This window comes from Aeromonas sobria (assembly GCF_000820145.1).
GTDB lineage: Bacteria > Pseudomonadota > Gammaproteobacteria > Enterobacterales > Aeromonadaceae > Aeromonas > Aeromonas sobria.
In genome coordinates this window covers 87,662-105,526 of sequence record NZ_CDBW01000006.1, presented here as the reverse complement: position 1 = coordinate 105,526, position 17,865 = coordinate 87,662, and the positions used below count along the sequence as shown (strand labels likewise).

The following is a 17,865-nucleotide window of genomic DNA, read 5'->3' as shown; positions in this document are numbered from 1 at the left end:
ACGACTGTCGATGCTCCATCGACAGGTGAAACAAGGTTGATTTATCAGGACTGGCAGCACTGCCAGACCCCTTCGTCACGTTAGAGGATGTTATGCAGCGGCTGTTGATTGGTTTTTGTGCTCTCTTTTCTCTGGCGGCTCAGGCCGCCCCGCTGACGCCCCCTCAGGGTGGCCAGTACGCCATCATAGTGCAGGGCAATAACGGCGTTGAGTTCGCCCGCCATGCCGATCAGATGATCGCTCCCGCCTCCACCATGAAGGTGCTCACCGCACTGGCAGCCCGCCTTGAGCTGGGTGCCGACTTCCGCTTCGCCACCGATATTCAGGCCCAGCCCGGCGCCAAACAGGGTGACACCATCAACGGCGATATCTGGATCAACTTCGTCGGTGACCCCACCCTCTCCCGCATGGATCTGCTGGCGCTGTTCAAACAGCTCGGCGTCACCAGCATCAAGGGCAATGTCTACGTCAACACCGGCGCCTACAACGGCTACGAACGCGGCAACGGCTGGTCGTGGGGGGATCAGACCCTCTGCTTCGCAGCCCCAGTCTCGTCGGTGATCATCGACAAAAACTGCGCCTACGGCACCGTCACCGCCACCCAGATCGGCAAACCGGCCACCGGCAATGTCGCCACCGGCGTGGCCATCGGCATCGGCGCCGACAACGTGGAAGTGATGAGCTACGGCGACATGGCACGTCAGTTCTGTGCGCTGGAAGTGGACATGGCCAAGGGCAACTTCTACGAGCTCAAGGGCTGCATCACCCCGAATAAAGAGCCGCAGGGGCTGCGTTTTGCCATCCACGATGTGGAAGCCTGGGGCTGGGACAACATCCGCTGGGCGATGAACCGGGCGGGGATCAAGCATGACGGCCTGCTGCGGGTCACCCACAAGGCACCGATCGGTGCCGAGACCTTGGGCACCCACTACTCGGTCTCCCTGCCGGTGATGCTGGCCAAGATGCTGAAGAAATCGGACAACCTCTACGCCGACACCTTCCTCAAAACCGTGGGCCGTCACTACTACAACAAGCCGGGCAGCTATCGCAGCGGCACCATGGCGGTGCGCGCCATCCTGACCAAGAACGGAATCGATCTGGGCAACGCCACCCTGGCCGACGGCTCCGGCCTCTCCGCTCACAATCTCATCAGTGCCCGTCAGATGCTGTCGGTGCTGAACTTTATCCAGAAAAATGACGCCGAGCTTGGCCTGATCAAGCTGCTGCCAAGCTCTCAGGTGGATGGCACCCTGGCGTGGCGCCGCAGCGTCACCGCCCCGATGATGAAGAACAAGGTCCACGCCAAGACGGGGACCATCACCGGCACCTCCAATCTGGCCGGCTTTATCGATACCGCAGGCGGCCAGCGCAAGGCGTTCGTGATGTTCCAGCGTGGCCTGTCCCAAGACCCTGCCACCCATGAGCGCTATCGTGCCAGCAAGGCACCGTGGCCCTGGACTGTATTCGAGAAGGGGGTGCTGGAGGGCATCTATCAGCAGCAACCGATCCAGATTGCCGAGCCGCAGTGATGCCGCAATAGGCCCACTCGGATCAGGGTATCGATAATTTCGGCTTCAAGTCGCCACGAGGCAGGGCTATGCTGTTGCCTGCCTCATATCAACGGCCATACAAAAACGGCTTAAAGAACGGAGAGAAAATATGTTTGCAGTGATTTTTGGTCGCCCGGGTTGCCCCTACTGTGTCCGTGCCGTACAGGTCGCCGAGCAGCTGACCGAGCAGCGCGATGACTTCAAATTCCGCTACGTGGATATCCATGCCGAAGGCATCACCAAAGAAGATCTGGCCAAGAGCGCCGGCAAGCCGGTCAATACCGTGCCGCAGATCTTCCTGGACGAGCAGCACATCGGTGGCTGCACCGATTTCGAAGCCTACGCCAAAGCGAATCTGGGTCTCTACCAGTAATCCTTGCGGGTCATCCCGAGCTGGCCACTGTTGCCAGTTGCGTATAAAAAAATCCGGCGCCATCAGGCGCCGGATTTTTTATGGGCAACACGCGCACATCATCCCGATCAGGGGGTCACAGACTGGGCGGCAAAGCGCGCAATGATGGGGTTGTGATCCGAACTGTCGGTGGCCGGTGAGCTCACCTCGACCAAATCCAGATTGCGGTAGTAGAGGTGATCCAGTGGGCGGCCAAACGCGGTGCGGCGCAGATCTGGCACCGGCACGGCCTCTTGCAGGCCCAGCTCGTCCACCAGCTTGTTCAGCCAGAACTGGCGCTTGTCGCTCCAGGTGTTGAAATCACCGGCCAGAATAACCGGCCCCTGATGGCGGCGCACCAAGGCAGTCAAATCGTTGAGCTGCTCGCGGAAGGTGGCCATCCCCAGTTCGAAATTGACCGCATGGAGGTTGATCACCAGCACGCCGTCAGGGTCGCCCTGCAGCGGATAGAGGCTCACCAGCCCGGATTTGGGGATGCGCAGCAGGGGCTCGGGGGAGCGCACGCCACAGACGAACGCCTGCGGGGTCTTGGCCACCGTCATCACCCCGAACGACACGCCGCCCTGGGTGAAGGCTTGCAGCTGTTGCCACTGGAAATCACCGGCGCGCAGCCAGTCGAGCATCTCGGGACGGGTGGCCGACTCTTGCAGCAGCACCAGATCCTGCCCCTTGGCATAACTGTCCATCCCTTCACGCCAGTTCTTGCGCTGGCCCTTGTAGAGATTCCACACCGTCACCCCGAATTCCCGGGGCAGCGCCGTGGTCGCCAACGCTACCAGCGGCGGACGCTGGCAGTCTATTCCCGGCACAATCCCTTGAGCAGTGACCAGATGATTCTGATCCGGCACCTCAAAACAGCCTACCAACCCCAGGGTCAGCAGGGAGGTGCCAAGAATGCGATAACTATTTTTCATTGGCTAACCACCGCCCGCCTTTGCTTTTTGTTGCGACCATCACAAACGTCATCCGCGCCGACTACGCTGATAGTCCCTGTTCCACCCAACCAGAAGGAACCTGGCCATGGCGAGAGAACTTCGGTATTGCGTGACGTTTTATGATCAACAAGGAAATTGTCATCAAGTGGAGCTTGCCACCGTCTATCAGATAAGACGGGACTCTCAATGCGATCTCTGCCTGTTTGACACCCTGCAATACGTGGGGTCGGAAGAGATACTGGAACGCATGATACGGCAAAAAACCGGGCTTGAGCAGGAAATATCCATCATCAATGCCCGGCTGATTTAATCAGGCACTCACCGGCACCGGGCGGGATTTGCCCTGTTCGTCGATGGCGACATAGGTGAAGATCCCCTCGGTCACACAGTAACGCTGGGCATCGTTTTCCCGCAGTACCGGCTTGACCCACACCTCCAGCTTGAGCTTCATGGAGCTGCGGCCAATCTTCATGCAGCGGCCGTAGCAGCAGACCACATCGCCCACCTTGACCGGACTGTGAAAGGTCATGCCTTCGACGGATACGGTACAAATACGTCCTTTTGCCAGCTCCTTGGCCATAATGCCCCCACCTATATCCATCTGGGACATGATCCAGCCACCAAAGATGTCGCCATTGGGGTTGGTATCGGCTGGCATTGCCAGGGTTCTCAGCAACAACTCCCCATCGGGGTGACGTTTTGTATCTACCATCATTACCGCCTCTCTCTCATGGATGGCGGCATGATAGGGGGCGATCACCCCCTTGGCAAACCTCAATTGCCCGAGGCGGCGAGCTCGGCAAACCAGTGGGCCGGATCGGGCCAGCGATAGTTGAATCCCATCTGCTGGCAAATCAGCTGACCGTCGATGGGCTGAAATTCACCGGCAGGCTCGATAAAGACCGGCACAGGCAGCCCCTGCTGACGCGCCGCAAAGGGGTAGAACTGCTCGCGGCGCGGATGCACAGGCGCGCTCAGGTTGAAGACATCCCCGTCCTTGCCCCGCTCCAGCAGCAACATACAAGCCGCCACCACATCGTCCAGATGAACCAGATTGACCGACTGGGCACCGCCATCCAGGGTCTTGCCCGCCAGGAAACGGCCGGGATGGCGATCCGGGCCATAAAGGCCGGAGGGGCGCACTATCATCACCGTCTCGAAACCGGCCGCCAGCACCGCCTGCTCCGCTGCCAGCATCCGCTCGCCACGGGCATGGCGGGGTTTGGGCTGTTCACCCTCCTGCTGCCCCGCGCCCCATACCGAGGTGGCGCTGACAAACAGCACCCGCCGGGTGCCATTCGCTTTGGCCAACGCGCAGGCCCTTGCCACCGCCTGCGGATAGTCATCGGTCTTGCTGGGCGGTACGCAGACCACCAGACTCTCGCAGGGGATGGGCCACGCATCCGACATATGGGCAGAAATCGTCAGCGGATGGGCAGCGATCCCCTCCCCTTGCAGTCGGGCCGCCTTCTCGGCGCTGCTGACCGTGACTGCTACCTGCTTACCTGCCGCCAACAGGGCCCGCGCCAGCGGCAGCCCCAGCCACCCCGCTCCCAGAATGCCGATCGTCCCGGCGATATGTTGCTCTGTCATCGTCCCTTCTCCTGCTTGACGCTATTTGCCCCGCAGCTTACCTGCCTTGGAAAGAAAAGGAAGCCTTGATCTTATGATAAATAAATGTCACCAAGGTAACTGTAGCTATTTCCTGTTCGTAACGTTTTATCAAAAAGCATACTTTTTTCATTTCAAAATGTCACAGGCCGGCAGTTTGTTTTGTAATCATTAGTTATGACTATAGTTTCTTGTACAACATGTCAGCATCAATGTCTTTATATACAGATAAGATATCATCTGTATATGGATAAACCATTTTGCCATCACATGGTGGACGACTTAATGATATTTTTTGCATCATTGAAAACAACCCCGGCTGTTTTGAATAGTAGAGTTCTGGAGTGCTATTAGGTGAGCTAATCACTGTATTCAAAACATGTTCAAAAAAAGTGTAAACATGGTCATCTTCACCTTCTGACAATTCTAGTGCGTCAAAGATAAATTTCACCTTGTCATCACGAAACCATCGAATCTCCCGCAATATTGCTCCAACACCTAACACAAAAACTCCGTCAATAGATGCTAAGTGAGCAGACCTATCTTGAGGCCAGCGAGATTTTGTAAATTCAATACGCTTTTCAATTGATAACTGTTCACTTACATCATTTTCATAAAAATCATATATTGCATCAAAATAACCCTGGGGGAACTTTAGCTGACTACTATATGCAAATATAAATCTAGCAATATTTAAATTATGAATATATGGAGTTTGAACAAAGTAAATAACATCATCAGATGCTGACATAGCCTTTCTAAGCATCTGATTTGTCAGAGTGCTTTTTACCTCAATCAAAGCTCTGCATGCTTCAGGAGGAATTATAACAAAATCACCATCCCGAAATATGGCTGCATAATCATTCGAATTCCATATAATTATGTCTTGTTGCTTGGACTTTATTTGATTGCCATTACCATCAAGTGAAAGGATAAAACCTGTGCTTACTTCATATTTTTTCGGTAACAACTGTTTAAGTAGGCATCTCAAAAGCTCCTCTTTATAGTTACCAACCGAAAGCCAATGATCACGACCCACTAGAAAATCTAGTCGTTTCATTTTACTTTTCAACTCATGGCTATGAGAACTAAAAAAACTTGATATATCATCTTTCATTGCTTTCTCCATGAATTATTTAACTAAAGACATACATCACCACCACAATTAAACTCTACTGATAGCTGTAATTCGCTAACAAACCACTTTCGCAGAATTTATATTCTTTTTACCAAAAAGCATATCAAAAAGAAGCCCCAAATATCCCTTGGTAATCATAACATTGATTAACCATGCTATGAAACTCACGAGACATTTACATGCTTTCATTGAAAATACAAATATCATGCGTATTTAAACATTCATTTTGGAAAAGTATTCATATGATAGTGCGTTTTTTCTACCATGTTTTTCCTATTGTCACCTGATTCATAATACTATTTTCTGGTTTTAATACATTACTAACCATATCGCTCCTGTGCGCTGTCATATAGAGCCAATAAACACTCCAATGTTTTCCTCATATAAAAAGCGGGCCATTGGCCCGCCTGGTTATATTTCACTCACCCCATCCTCATACCGGCGGATGGAAATGGCTGGCCTCGCGGGTGGCCATCTCCTCGTAGGTGGCCCACTTCTGCCACGCCACTTTTTGCGCCACCTGCATCAGCCGCTCGGCCTCCTCCGGATGGCTCTGGGCCAGCACCCGATAACGGGTCTCCTCCTGCCGATATTCAGCAAGGGGGATGGAGGGGCGCAGGCTGTCGAGGCTAAAGGGGTTCTGTCCCGCACTGCGCAGTACCGGGTTGTAGCGCATCAGCGGCCAGTGACCGGAGGCCACCGCGCGTTTTTGCTGGGTCAGGCCAAACTCCATATCGATGCCATGAGCGATACAGTGGCTGTAGGCGATGATCAGCGACGGGCCCGGATAGGCTTCGGCCTCACGCAAGGCTTGCAGCGCCTGCTGCGGATTGGCACCAAAGGCGATGCGGGCAACATAGACGTTGCCGTAGGAGATGGCTTGCAACGCCACATCCTTCTTGGCCAGCGTCTTGCCCCCCGCCGCGAACTTGGCGACGGCACCGAGCGGCGTCGATTTCGACATCTGGCCGCCGGTGTTGGAGTAGACCTCGGTATCCATCACCAGCACGTTCACATCGCGCCCGGAGGCGAGCACATGATCGAGCCCCGCCGAGCCGATGTCATAGGCCCAGCCATCGCCGCCGACGATCCAGACCGAGCGGCGCACCAGCTGATCAATCAAGGAGAGCAGCTCACGGGCCTTGCCGGATTTCACCTCCTCCAGCCGCTCGCGCACTTGCGCCACCCGGGTGCGCTGGGCGCGGATCTCCGACTCCAGCCGCTGCGGGGCGCTAATCAGGGTATCGACCAGCTCGGCGCCCAGCTCCCCCTTCATCGCTTCGAGGGCTGCCACCGCCTGACCGTGGTGCTGATCGGCGGTGAGACGAAAACCAAAGCCAAACTCGGCGTTGTCCTCAAACAGGGAGTTCGACCAGGCCGGCCCCTTCCCTTCGCCATTCTTGGCCCACGGGGTGGTCGGCAGGTTGCCGCCATAGATGGAAGAGCAACCGGTGGCGTTGGCCACCAGCATGCGATCGCCAAACAGCTGGGTCAGCAGCTTGAGATAAGGTGTCTCGCCACAACCGGCGCAAGCACCGGAGAACTCGAACAGGGGTTCGAGGAACTGGGCACCGCGCACCGTGGAGAAGTCCACCCGCTCGCGGGCAGGCCACGGCAGGCTCTCGAACCAGCGCAGCGCCTGCTTCTGACCGGCCAGATGGGGCGCCTTGTCCAGCATGGTGATGGCGCGCGTGCCTTCATGTTCCTCATCAGCCCCGGCTCGCACCGGACAGGCCTGCACGCACTGGCCGCAACCGGTGCAATCCTCCGGATAGAGCTGCAAGGTGTAGCGGCTGTCGGGGAAGCCCTTGGCGGTGACGGGCACCGACTGCGCCGCTTCGGGGGCGGTCGCCAGCCAGTCCTGATGGTAGAACTTGGCCCGCAACGCCGCGTGGGGGCAGACAAAGACGCAGTTGCCGCACTGAATGCAGATATCGGAGTGCCAGATCGGGATCTCGCGGGCGATATCGCGCTTCTCGAAGCGGCTAGTGGCGGTGGGGTAAGTGCCATCCACCGGCAGCATGGAGACAGGGATCAGATCGCCGCGCCCTGCCAGCATCTCGCCGGTGACCCGCTGGACAAACTCGCTGCCACCCGGCGCCAGTGGCAGCGGATAGTCGCTGATCTGCTCGTCACCGGCCGGGATCACCACCTTGCAGAGGTGAGCCAGGGTATCGTCCACCGCCGCGAAGTTGCGCTCGACCACCTCGGGCCCTTTGCGGGCATAACTCTTCTCGATGCTCTCCTTGATCAGCGCGATCGCCTCATCCCGTGGCAACACCCCGGCCAGCGCGAAGAAGCAGGTCTGCATAATGGTGTTGATGCGATTGCCCATGCCGTTTTGCTCGGCCACCCGATCCCCATCGATGCAGTAGAGCTGGATATTGAGGGCGCGGATGCGGGCTCGCAGCCGCTCAGGCAGCTGACCCCACACCTTGTCAGCCTCATAGGGGGCATTGAGCAGCAGGGTCGCCCCTTCGGCGGCGTGCTCCAGCAGGTCCACCGATTCGGTGAAGCTCCACTGGTGGCAGCCGATGAAACTCGCCTGCTCGATAAGCCAGGGGGCGTCGATGGGCTCGGGGCCAAAGCGCAGGTGGGAGACAGTGCGCGAGCCCGACTTCTTGGAGTCGTAGACGAAGTAACCCTGAGCGTGGAAGCCCTCCAGCTCGCCGATGATCTTGATGCTGTTCTTGTTGGCGCCGACTGTGCCGTCGGCACCGAGGCCGAAGAAGAGCGCTCGCACCCGGCTGGCAGGCTCCAGATCGCCGATGGGGTGCCAGGCCAGACTGAGGCCCGACACGTCATCGACAATCCCCACGGTAAAGCGCGGACGCGGCGCATCACAGGCCAACTCCTCAAACACCGCCGCGCACATGGCGGGGGTGAACTCTTTGGAAGAGAGGCCGTAACGGCCGCCACTGAGCCACGGCAGCCGCTTGATAAGGCCGCGCTGCAAACCGTCAATCAGCGCGCTCTGCACATCCAGCAGCAGCGGCTCGCCGCCAGCGCCCGGCTCCTTGGTGCGATCCAGCACCGCCATGCGCCGCACGCTCGCGGGCAGGGCATCGAGTAGCGCCTGTACCGGGAAGGGGCGATAGAGGCGCACAACCAAGACCCCAGTCTTGCGATCCTGCCGGTTGAGCCAATCCACGGTAGTGCGGGCGGTGGCCGCCCCCGAGCCCATCAGCACGATGACATCGGTGGCATCGGTTGCGCCGTGATACTCCACCAGCTGGTAGTGACGGCCAGTCAGCTCGCCGAGGTTGTCCATGCACTGCTGTACCCGTGCTGGCACCGCCTCGTAGAAGGGGTTGACGCTCTCACGGGACTGGAAATAGGTATCCGGGTTCTGGGCCGTGCCACGCATCACGGGGTGATCCGGGTTGAGCGCCCGCGAACGGTGGGCACGCACCCAATCGTTGTCGATCAGCGCCCGGATCTCATCCCGATGCAGGGCGGTGATCTTGTTCACCTCGTGGGAGGTACGAAAGCCATCAAAGAAGTGGATAAAGGGCACCCGACACTGCAGGGTGACGCTGTGGGAGACCAGCGCCAGATCCTGCGCCTCCTGCACCGAGCCGGAGGCGAGCATGGCAAAGCCGGTGCTGCGCGCCGCCATCACGTCCTGATGGTCGCCAAAGATAGAGAGCCCCTGCGCCGCCAGCGAGCGGGCCGCCACATGGAACACCGCCGCGGTCAATTCACCGGCGATCTTGTACATGTTGGGCAGCATCAGCATCAGCCCCTGACTGGCGGTGAAGGTGGTGGCGAGCGCCCCCGCCTGCAGGGCACCGTGTACCGTACCGGCCGCCCCCCCTTCACTCTGCATCTCCACCACTGTGGGGATGTTGCCCCAGAGGTTGGTCTGTTTCTCATCCGCCCAGGCATCGGCCAGCTCGGCCATGGTCGAGCTCGGGGTGATGGGGTAGATGGCACACACTTCACTCAGCTGGTACGCCACCCGGGCCGCGGCTTCGTTGCCATCAACCATGATCAGTTCATGTTTCATTGGGACTCCTCCGGTTGGCGCAGCAGGATGGCGTGACAAGGGCATTGATCGTGACAGGCACCGCAGCCGGTGCAGCGCGCCGCATCTACCTGATAGCCCTTGCCCGGCCCCAGCTTGGCGATGGCCTGCTCGGGGCAACTGCCATAGCAGCCGTCGCACTCGAAGCAGTTGCCGCAGGAGTAGCAGCGCGCCGCCTCGTAACGGGCGGCCACCTCATCCAGCCCGCCGATGATCTCGCCAAAATCGTCCCGCGCCCACGCCGGTTTGACCGGCTGACTGCTGGCTGGCGCGTGGGTCTGGAACCAGAGTTGCAACTGCTCCGGCCCCACCAGCGGGTAGGAGACCATCTTCTGATAGTGGCGACCGCGCAGCCAGGCATCCATATGGCGCGCCGCCTTCTTGCCGTGGCCGGTAGCGATGGTGACGGTGCGCTCGGAAGGCACCATATCCCCGCCGGCAAACAGCCCGGCGACATCGGTCATCAGGTTGCCCGCCACCTGCACCACCCCCTCCTTGTTGACCCGCACGCCGGGAATGCTCTCCAGCACCGAGAGGTCTACCTCCTGACCGAGCGCCAGAATAAGGGAGTCTGCTTCGAGGGTTTCAAACTTGCCGGTGGGCACCGGCTTGCCCTCGGCATCCAGCGCCATCACCTCCACTTCGATGCGGGTGTTGTCGAGCTGGCGGATGCTGCGCAGCCAGTTGATCTTGATCCCCTCCTCCTCGGCTTCAAGGGCTTCAAAAGCGTGGGCAGGCATATGGTCCCGGTCGCGGCGGTAGATGATCATCGCCTCTTCCACACCGAGGCGACGGGCGGTGCGAGCCGCATCCATGGCGGTGTTGCCGCCGCCGTAGATGGCCACCCGCCGCCCCAGTTTGGGGGGCGGCAAGCCCTGCTCCTCGGCCAGACTGGCCTGTTCGAGGAAGCTCACCGCATCGAGGATCTTGCCCGCTTCCCGCGCCGGAATATCGACCCGCTTGGCCAGATGGGCGCCGATGGCCATAAAGACGGCGTCGAAGCCCCCCTCGTCGCGCTCGCGCAGCACATCCGCCACCTTGTGGTTGAGGGTCAGGGTCACACCAGCGGCCACGATGCGGGCCACCTCCCGATCCAGCACATCGCGGGGCAAGCGGTAAGCGGGAATACCAAAGCGCAGCATGCCGCCCGCCAGCGGCCCCGCTTCGCGGATCTCCACCTGATGGCCGAGCCGGTTGAGGTGCCAGGCGCAGGAGAGGCCGGAGGGCCCGGCACCAATCACCAGCACCTTCTTGCCGCTGGCAGGGGCAGGTGGCGCTGGCTGCCAGCCACGGGCCAGCGCCTCGTCACCGAGGAAACGCTCGATGGCGTGGATGGAGACGGATTCATCCACCTGACCGCGATTGCAGGCACTCTCGCAGGGGTGATAGCAGACCCGGCCATGAATGGCGGGCAAGGGGTTCTCTTCGATCAGGGTCTGCCACGCCGCCTCAAAGCGACCGGCCTGCGCCAAAGAGAGCCAGGCCTGGATATTTTCTCCAGCCGGGCAGGCGTGATTGCAGGGTGGCAGGGCCGGCCGCCAAACGGGCAGCCGGGTACGCACCGGGCCTGTTCCCGTTTTCAGGGAGAGATCCGGCTGTGGGGTCATGTCCAGTTGTTTGCTCATACATTGCTTTCTTCTTGTTGGGTAACAGGCCCACTCCGATAGCGCTTGATACCGTGTCGCCGAAGCGGACGGTGGCCAGAGAGGGAAGAAGCGAAAGCGTTAGAAACTGGGAACTAAGTCGATAGTGGCGGCTTTTTTGTACTGATTAGCGAATCAGGATCAAAAAATGTTGCACTTTATGGTTCATAGAGACCAGAACGTGACTCAAGTAACATCTTATCCAGCTGACCGCTGGCTTTCAGTTTGGCGAGCCCCCGATTGAAGGTTTTGATCAGCTCGTCAGCGTTGGCACGCTTGCGGCTGATCAGCAGGTGACCTTCGACTTTCATCACCGGTTTTGAATGGGTTGTGAAGAGATCGACCGTGCTGGCCGGGTAGAACTGACGCAGGGAGTAATAGCCGACATCGATGTTCTCAAGCGTCAGGTCGGCGCGACCGGAGAGCAGCAGATCGAAGCTCTGCCGCAGCCGGGTGACGAACTGTACTTGTAGTGGCACCTGCGTGATGGCTGCAAAAAAATCTGCATTGTAGGTATAGCCACTGACCGCAGCCAGCTTGCGATCCGCCAGATCCCGATAGCCTTTCCATTCAAGCGGATCTGACTTGAGATAGAACCAGACGTAGGTTTCGCTCAGGATGGGATCGCTGTAGAGATGGGTTTTGCGCCGCTCGCTCGACTCATACCAGTGGACTGTGCCATCCACCACCCCCTCCTCCGACAAGCGAAAGGCCCGCTTCCAGGGCAGAAACTGGAACTTGACGCTCACCCCTTCACTCTTGAACGCCTCGCTCACCACATGGGGGATAAGCCCCTGATATTTCAGTGTCTCGGAGCAGTAAGGCGGATACTCTCCCGTGGTCAGAGTCAGCTCCTGCGCCCAGAGCCCGTGGCAAAAAAGGCTCCCCGCCAGCAACCAGCTTATTTTCATCCCGATACCCTCTTGTTCTGTTTTCCCAACTATAGACCGCCCCCCTGAAAGGATTGCCGGATCGCCGGGGAACCGTTATGTTCCCCTTTTTCCAGGCGAACGCGCCGCGTCACAAGGATACGAAGATGCCCAGGCTAGACAGCATTCACCTCTACCCCATCAAATCGACTGCAGGCATGCCGCTGGCTCGCGCCCGGGTGACCGAAGAAGGGCTCGCCGGGGATCGCCGCTACATGGTGGTCAAACCGGACGGCACCTTTATCACCGCCCGTACCCATCCCCAACTGCAACAGGTCGTTGCCACCCCCATCGAAGGGGGCTTGCAACTGCGCTATCCGGGCTTTGAACCGCTCACCCTGCAAGAGGTCGACTTCAGCCGCGCCCCGCAGGCCACCGGGGTCTGGAGCGACCGCTTCACCGCCCTGCATACCGACCCAAAAGCCGATGGGTGGCTAAGCCGGGTGGCTGGGGAAGCGGTGCAACTGCTCTGGCTGGGTGAAACCTCGGATCGTTTTCGCGAAAAGACCGGCACCCGGGTTAGCTTTGCCGACGGTTATCCGCTGCTGCTGATAAGCCAGGCCTCCCTGGAGGATCTCAATCTGCGCTCCGATGCCCTGCACCAGATGAGCCAGTTCCGCACCAATCTGGTGGCAAGCAATACCCTGCCCTTCGAGGAGGACAGCTGGGTGCGTATCCGCATCGGCGAGGTGGAATTTAAGGTGGTCAAGCCCTGCAGCCGCTGCATCATGACCACGGTGGAAGCGGGCACCGATCGTTTCAACGCCCTGAAAGAGCCGCTGGCCACCCTCACCCGCTACCGCCGTGGCGAGGATGGCGAGGTCTACTTCGGCCAGAATCTGGTGGCGCTGAACGAAGGGTGGATTGAGGCAGGCAGCGAGATCGAGGTGCTGGAGCGCACCCGTCCGGTGGTCTATCCCGCCGCCGCACCGAAAAAGCGGGAGCTGGTCTGCCTGGCCCACGAACCGCTGGCGCGAGATCTGGAGACCTTCTGGTTCGAGGCGGCCGATGGCGAGCCCCTGCCCGACTACCTGCCGGGCCAGCATCTGCCCATCAGCATCGATATCAAAAACGAGCGCATTCAACGGCGCTATACCCTGAGCTCCACGCCGGATCAACCGGAGCGTTACAGCATCAGCGTCAAGAAGGTGGGGGGTGGCCGCATCTCCCACTGGCTGCACCAACAGTTTCAGGTGGGTGACCGGCTGCTGGCAGCTAATCCCGCAGGCGAGTTTCACTTGGGCGGCGAGCGCAACCTTCTGTTGCTCTCGGCAGGCTCCGGCGTCACCCCCATGCTGGCGATTGCCCGCACCCTGGCGCTGCGCGGGGAGCTGGAAGATGTGCACTTTATGCACCTGTGCCGCAGCGAAGCGGACATTCCGGCCGCCAGTGAACTGCACGCCATGGCGCAGCAAAGGATGACGCTCACCCTGATCCTGAGCCAGCCGGACAGCCACTGGCAGGGGCTGCAAGGGCGACTCAATGATGAGCATCTGCGACTGGTCAAAGGGCTGGCCGAAAAAGAGGTCTTTATCTGCGGCCCCCACGGCTTTATGGCCGATGCCGCCGCCAGAGTCGCAGCCCTCGGCGTACCAGCTGCACGGATCAGACAGGAGAGTTTTGGCGGCGCCATTCTCTCGGTGGCCCGCCCCCATCAGGCGGTGCAACTCAAGATCGGAGAGCAGGCCTTCACCGGCAACAATCAGGGCACAGTGCTGGATCAGGCTAACAAGCAGGGGGTTGAGCTGCCCTGGAGTTGCCGCGCCGGGATCTGCGGCAGTTGCAAACAGACGCTGGTCTCGGGCGAGGTGGATCACCCCGATGCCCCCGCCATCACCGCCGCCGAGCGGGCCGAGGGCAAGATCCTCACCTGCTGCGCCGTGCCGCTCACCGACCTTGAGATCTTATGATCTGGTGATCGGGCCGCGTTAACTCACGTCAACTCAGATGGCCGGGGAATTGACCCCGGTCATTTTTTTGTCACCTTGTTCGATTCCAGCCCTTCCTTTCCTCCTCCCCCACCCGCAAGAGCGCGTTTCCTTCCTATACTCTCAGGGCAAAAAGCCTTGCCAGACATTGACTTGGCGATGCTCCATACGACACTCCCCCATAGGGAAAGGACGCCCACACCATGGAACAGAACAAACCCGCCTTTCAGCTCAACCTGCTGCTATCCGTCATCACCCTGATCCTGCTGTCACTGGTGTTTTTCGCCTACAGCTGGGCGGGGAAACAGCTGGAAGAGAGCTATCGGCAACAATATGTCTCCTACCTGCTGGCCGATGAGCTGCGCCAATCCTCCGATGATCTGACCCGACTCGGGCGCACCTACGTCATCACCAAGGATCCCGCCTACGAGCAGCAGTACATGCGGATCCTGGCCATTCGCAACGGTGAGCAAGCCAGACCGGATGGCTACAACCGTATCTACTGGGACTTCGTCGCCGCCAACGGTCAGAATCCCCGCCCCGACAGCAATGTTCGCCGTGGCCTTATCGACCTGATGAAAGATGCCGGTTTTACCGAAGGTGAGCTCGCCAAGCTCAACGAGGCCAAAAACAACTCGGACGCACTGGTCAACACCGAGGTCGCTGCCTTCAAACTGGTGCAGCAGACCGATGGCGACCCGATCGCCAACCAGCAAAAGGCCATCGCCATGATGCATGACAAGGCCTATCACCAGAACAAGGGGCGCATCATGTCCCCCATCGATGACTTCTACGTGATGATGGAGGCGCGTAATCAGGAGGCGGTCGAGAGCGCCATGACCAATACCGACATGCTGCGCTATCTGTTTATCGCCCTCGGCCTGGTGTTGATGTTTTTCCTCTGGCGTACTTATCGCTCCCTGCTCGATCTGGTGGGGACGTCGGTCGAACAGCTCAAAACCGATCTCCATCTGCTCGCCATGGGGGACTTCTCGCTGCCTATCAAGGTGCCACAAGGCTCGAAAGAGAGTCTGATCGGCCTGCTCGGCGGCATGCAGAGCACCCTCAAAGGGATCATCGCCAAGGTATCCCACTCCACCGAAGAGTTGTCTGACTCTGCCGACAGCATCGCCCAGATCGCCGAACAGACCGCGCTGTTCGCCACTTCCCAGCAAAGCAGCACCCAGACCATGGCCGCCGCCATCGAGGAGCTGGTGGTGAGCATCAGCCACCTCTCCGACAACGCGACCCATGCTGACGAGCTGAGCAAGGTCTCTGCCAATACCCTGGAGGAGGGCTCCGGGGTTATCAAGGAGACCCTGGACAGCATCGAGAATATCTCTACCACTGTGGGCGAAGCAGCCAGCACCATCTCCGAGCTCAACGGTCATACCCAGCAGATTTCGGAGATCATCGGGGTGATCCGCAGTATCGCCGATCAGACCAACCTGCTGGCCCTCAACGCCGCCATCGAAGCAGCTCGGGCAGGGGAACAAGGTCGTGGCTTCGCGGTGGTCGCCGACGAGGTGCGCAATCTGGCCAGCCGCTCTGCGGCCTCCACCCAGCAGATCACCGGAATGATCAGCAAGATCCAGAGCGGGGCCGATGCATCCATCCGCAGCATGGAAACCACAGTCAACAACGTCTCCCGCGGGGTCACGCTGGCCAACCAGACTGGCGAGGCCATCTCAAGCATCCGCAGTCACGCCGCCAACCTGACCGGCCTGATGGGGGAGATCAGCCACACCCTGCGCGAACAATCTACCGCCGCCAACGAAGTGGTCTCCACCGTCGGCAACATTACCTCTCTCTCGGAGCAGTCGGGGGATGCCGCCCGCCATGTGTCGCAAGAGGCCGCCAAGCTCAAGCAGCTGTCACGGGTGCTGCGCCAGGAGATGGGGCACTTCAAACTTTAAAAAACGCGACAAAGCAAAACGGCTGCCCCAAGGCAGCCGTTTTTTTATTCGGGGTTATCCCCTGCCATCCATATCCAGCATCAATCAACCACGCAGGGCGGCGATGCGCTGCTCGATGGGCGGGTGGCTCATGAACAGCTCGCTCATGGAGCGCTTGCCGTTGATGCCAAAGGCCATCATGGAGCCTTCCAGCTGCGGCTCTGCACCGCGGGACAGACGCTCAAGGGCGGCAATCATCTTGTCGCGACCCGCCAGCTTGGCGGCACCGGCATCGGCACGGAACTCGCGCTGACGGCTGAACCACATGACGATCATGGAGGCCAGTACGCCAAACAGCATCTCCAGCACGAATACGGTGATCATGTAGGCAAAGCCGCCGCTGCTGCTGCTCTCTTCACTGTTGTTGGAGCTGAAGAAGTTGCTGATCACCCCAGCCACGATGCGAGCGAAGAACATCACGAAGGTGTTCACCACCCCTTGCACCAGGGTCAGGGTCACCATGTCGCCGTTGGCTACGTGGCTCACTTCGTGGGCCAGCACAGCTTCCGCTTCGTCACGGCTCATGCTGTAGAGCAGGCCGGAGGAGACCGCCACCAGCGAATCATCGCGGCGGGCACCGGTAGCAAAGGCGTTCATCTCGGGAGAGTCGTAGATCCCCACTTCCGGCATCTTGATACCCGCTTCGCGGGCCTGACGGGCCACAGTGCTCACCAGCCAGTGCTCGGTCTCATTACGGGGTTGTTCGATGACCTGGACACCGTAACTGCGCTTGGCCATCCACTTGGACATCAACAAGGAGATAAAGGAACCCCCAAAACCGAACACGGCACAAAACATCAACAGGCCGGTAATGCTGGACTTGTTGATACCCAGAACCGAGAACAGGATATTGAGTACCACCCCCAGCACCAGCATGACGGCCAGGTTGGTCACCAGGAATAGCATAATTCGCTTCATATAGACTCCTTGTGAAAAATAGGACATGACAGCCGGTCATCCACCTGTTCATGTTAATGGTGGCCATTCTAGATGGATTCGATGAATGTTCGCTGAATGTGCCGTTAAAGTAGCGGAGATATATCGATACGCCCCTGCAAATTGGCCTCAAGCGGATTGTTTATAAACGGAATTTCCCCCAAAAAGGGAGCAGGCAGCAAGCTTCTGAGGGTGTCCAGATTTTCCTGATAATGGCTCATGGAACCATGGAGCCGATTAATTACCCAGCCAGCAACCGGCAGCTGATCGTTGCGAATGGCGGCAAAGGTGAGCAACGCATGATTTAGGCATCCCAGCTTGGCCCCCACCACCATGATCACCGCCATGTTTTCCTGTTTTACCCAATCCGATAACAGGTGTTTGCGATCGAGCGGCAGATACCAGCCCCCCGCCCCTTCCACCACCGTCAATTCGGCCCCCGCTTGTTCAATCTTGCGCAACCCCTCGCTCAAGCCCTGCATGGTGATGGGCTGGCGCGCCTCGCTGGCGGCGATGTGGGGTGCAATCGGCGGCTCGTAGGCGAAGGGATTGACCACCTCATAGGGCAGTTGCAGGCTCGCCGCCTCTTGAAGCAACACCGCATCGAGATTGCGCAACCCGTCCGGGGTGCGGGCACATCCGGCCGATACCGGCTTGTAGCCAGCACAGTTGATCCCCTGTGCGCTGAATTCACGTAACAAGGTGCGCGCCACCAGCGTCTTGCCCACATCGGTATCGGTGCCGGTGATAAAGAATGATTTCATACGGTTCTCTCCTTGGCAGGGAGTGGCTCACTGCCCT

The 17,865-nt window shown here is 59.1% G+C and carries 14 protein-coding genes; 5 read left to right on the top strand and 9 right to left on the bottom strand.

All coding sequences use genetic code 11. The annotated features are described in order from the left end of the window. Positions 1 to 92: 92 nt before the first annotated feature. Positions 93 to 1,529, top strand: a complete 1,437-nt coding sequence (dacB, locus tag BN1135_RS02990) for a D-alanyl-D-alanine carboxypeptidase/D-alanyl-D-alanine endopeptidase (protein WP_042018747.1) — start codon at positions 93 to 95, stop codon at positions 1,527 to 1,529. A 97-nt stretch (positions 1,530 to 1,626) separates the two neighbouring features. Continuing rightward, the gene (locus BN1135_RS02985; protein WP_256028911.1) at positions 1,627 to 1,923 is read left to right on the top strand and encodes a GrxA family glutaredoxin; all 297 of its coding nucleotides are present in this window, start codon (positions 1,627 to 1,629) and stop codon (positions 1,921 to 1,923) included. Between the two features lie 107 nt (positions 1,924 to 2,030). Here BN1135_RS02985 and BN1135_RS02980 read toward each other — a convergent pair whose 3' ends face one another. Then, positions 2,031 to 2,876 (bottom strand): endonuclease/exonuclease/phosphatase family protein, encoded by an 846-nt coding sequence (locus tag BN1135_RS02980; protein ID WP_042018745.1) that lies wholly within the window; start codon positions 2,874 to 2,876, stop codon positions 2,031 to 2,033. A 106-nt stretch (positions 2,877 to 2,982) separates the two neighbouring features. Here BN1135_RS02980 and BN1135_RS02975 point away from each other — a divergent pair, with 106 nt between their 5' ends. After that, on the top strand, positions 2,983 to 3,207 hold the full coding sequence (locus BN1135_RS02975; protein ID WP_033138934.1) for a hypothetical protein: 225 nt from the start codon (positions 2,983 to 2,985) through the stop codon (positions 3,205 to 3,207). On the opposite strand, the gene yciA is transcribed toward BN1135_RS02975, so the two are convergent. From yciA to BN1135_RS02945, 6 genes are all read right to left on the bottom strand, one after another. Further along, positions 3,208 to 3,612, bottom strand: a complete 405-nt coding sequence (yciA, locus tag BN1135_RS02970; protein WP_005337875.1) for an acyl-CoA thioester hydrolase YciA — start codon at positions 3,610 to 3,612, stop codon at positions 3,208 to 3,210. It lies immediately after the preceding gene. A gap of 59 nt (positions 3,613 to 3,671) precedes the next feature. Next, the gene (locus BN1135_RS02965) at positions 3,672 to 4,490 is read right to left on the bottom strand and encodes an NAD-dependent epimerase/dehydratase family protein (protein ID WP_042018744.1); all 819 of its coding nucleotides are present in this window, start codon (positions 4,488 to 4,490) and stop codon (positions 3,672 to 3,674) included. A gap of 199 nt (positions 4,491 to 4,689) precedes the next feature. Continuing rightward, positions 4,690 to 5,625 (bottom strand): DUF6602 domain-containing protein, encoded by a 936-nt coding sequence (locus tag BN1135_RS02960; protein WP_042018742.1) that lies wholly within the window; start codon positions 5,623 to 5,625, stop codon positions 4,690 to 4,692. 454 nt (positions 5,626 to 6,079) lie between these two features. Then, on the bottom strand, positions 6,080 to 9,655 hold the full coding sequence (gene nifJ / locus BN1135_RS02955; RefSeq protein WP_042018740.1) for a pyruvate:ferredoxin (flavodoxin) oxidoreductase: 3,576 nt from the start codon (positions 9,653 to 9,655) through the stop codon (positions 6,080 to 6,082). Next, on the bottom strand, positions 9,652 to 11,298 hold the full coding sequence (locus tag BN1135_RS02950; RefSeq protein ID WP_042018738.1) for an NAD(P)-binding protein: 1,647 nt from the start codon (positions 11,296 to 11,298) through the stop codon (positions 9,652 to 9,654). Before BN1135_RS02950 ends, nifJ begins: the two co-directional genes overlap by 4 nt. Before the next feature lie 176 nt (positions 11,299 to 11,474). After that, positions 11,475 to 12,227 carry a substrate-binding periplasmic protein gene (locus BN1135_RS02945; protein ID WP_042018736.1) on the bottom strand — a complete coding sequence of 251 codons (753 nt, stop codon included), beginning with the start codon at positions 12,225 to 12,227 and terminating at the stop codon, positions 11,475 to 11,477. Between the two features lie 125 nt (positions 12,228 to 12,352). Between BN1135_RS02945 and BN1135_RS02940 the strand changes: the two genes are divergently transcribed. Beyond that, complete coding sequence (locus BN1135_RS02940) at positions 12,353 to 14,155, top strand: MOSC N-terminal beta barrel domain-containing protein (protein ID WP_042018734.1); 1,803 nt, start codon at positions 12,353 to 12,355, stop codon at positions 14,153 to 14,155. Positions 14,156 to 14,376: 221 nt separating this feature from the next. Continuing rightward, entirely contained in the window at positions 14,377 to 16,089 is a 1,713-nt protein-coding gene (locus BN1135_RS02935; RefSeq protein ID WP_042018733.1) for a methyl-accepting chemotaxis protein, read from the top strand. Positions 16,090 to 16,173: 84 nt separating this feature from the next. Here the strand turns inward: BN1135_RS02935 and htpX are convergent, their stop codons facing one another. Both htpX and bioD read right to left on the bottom strand, forming a co-directional pair. Beyond that, positions 16,174 to 17,046: a protease HtpX gene (htpX, locus tag BN1135_RS02930; protein WP_042018732.1), complete on the bottom strand. Its 873-nt coding sequence runs from the start codon at positions 17,044 to 17,046 to the stop codon at positions 16,174 to 16,176. A 104-nt stretch (positions 17,047 to 17,150) separates the two neighbouring features. Beyond that, positions 17,151 to 17,828: a dethiobiotin synthase gene (gene bioD / locus BN1135_RS02925; RefSeq protein ID WP_042018729.1), complete on the bottom strand. Its 678-nt coding sequence runs from the start codon at positions 17,826 to 17,828 to the stop codon at positions 17,151 to 17,153. Positions 17,829 to 17,865: the final 37 nt, after the last annotated feature.

Coding starts and splice junctions, on each gene's coding strand:
- dacB (WP_042018747.1), top strand. CDS start 93: ATGCAGCGGCTGTTGATTGGTTTTTGTGCTCTCTTTTCTCTGGCGGCT.
- BN1135_RS02980 (WP_042018745.1), bottom strand. CDS start 2,876: ATGAAAAATAGTTATCGCATTCTTGGCACCTCCCTGCTGACCCTGGGG.
- BN1135_RS02975 (WP_033138934.1), top strand. CDS start 2,983: ATGGCGAGAGAACTTCGGTATTGCGTGACGTTTTATGATCAACAAGGA.
- yciA (WP_005337875.1), bottom strand. CDS start 3,612: ATGATGGTAGATACAAAACGTCACCCCGATGGGGAGTTGTTGCTGAGA.
- BN1135_RS02965 (WP_042018744.1), bottom strand. CDS start 4,490: ATGACAGAGCAACATATCGCCGGGACGATCGGCATTCTGGGAGCGGGG.
- BN1135_RS02960 (WP_042018742.1), bottom strand. CDS start 5,625: ATGAAAGATGATATATCAAGTTTTTTTAGTTCTCATAGCCATGAGTTG.
- nifJ (WP_042018740.1), bottom strand. CDS start 9,655: ATGAAACATGAACTGATCATGGTTGATGGCAACGAAGCCGCGGCCCGG.
- BN1135_RS02950 (WP_042018738.1), bottom strand. CDS start 11,298: ATGAGCAAACAACTGGACATGACCCCACAGCCGGATCTCTCCCTGAAA.
- BN1135_RS02945 (WP_042018736.1), bottom strand. CDS start 12,227: ATGAAAATAAGCTGGTTGCTGGCGGGGAGCCTTTTTTGCCACGGGCTC.
- BN1135_RS02940 (WP_042018734.1), top strand. CDS start 12,353: ATGCCCAGGCTAGACAGCATTCACCTCTACCCCATCAAATCGACTGCA.
- BN1135_RS02935 (WP_042018733.1), top strand. CDS start 14,377: ATGGAACAGAACAAACCCGCCTTTCAGCTCAACCTGCTGCTATCCGTC.
- htpX (WP_042018732.1), bottom strand. CDS start 17,046: ATGAAGCGAATTATGCTATTCCTGGTGACCAACCTGGCCGTCATGCTG.
- bioD (WP_042018729.1), bottom strand. CDS start 17,828: ATGAAATCATTCTTTATCACCGGCACCGATACCGATGTGGGCAAGACG.